Source organism: Flavihumibacter cheonanensis (genome assembly GCF_022352215.1).
Taxonomy (GTDB): Bacteria; Bacteroidota; Bacteroidia; order Chitinophagales; family Chitinophagaceae; genus Flavihumibacter; species Flavihumibacter cheonanensis.
The window spans coordinates 1-287 of the sequence record NZ_JAKRWF010000120.1; the positions used below are offsets into that span (position 1 = coordinate 1).

Genomic DNA, 287 nt, shown 5'->3' on the forward strand with positions numbered 1-287 from the left:
CGCAGCGCGGAAAGCGACGGCTCGCGGTTGTCGGTGGACTTTTACGGCCGAAGCGTGGCCTACGATCGCGGTGCGCTGGAGGACCTGTCCCTGGCCTACGCCATCTCGGTCCACAAATCCCAGGGGTCCGACTACCCGGCGGTGGTGCTGCCGGTCATGACCCAGCACTACCCGCTGCTTCAGCGCAATTTGATCTACACGGCCCTGACCCGGGCCAAAACCCTGGTGGTGCTGATCGGTACCGCCAGGGCGGTGGCGATCGCCGTCCAGAACGACACCCCTCAAAA

General features: G+C 65.2%; 1 protein-coding gene. It reads left to right on the top strand.

What is annotated here, in order from left to right; translation table 11 throughout:
- On the top strand, positions 1-287 hold a 287-nt coding region (locus MD536_RS21355), incomplete at both ends, for an ATP-binding domain-containing protein (protein ID WP_239603811.1).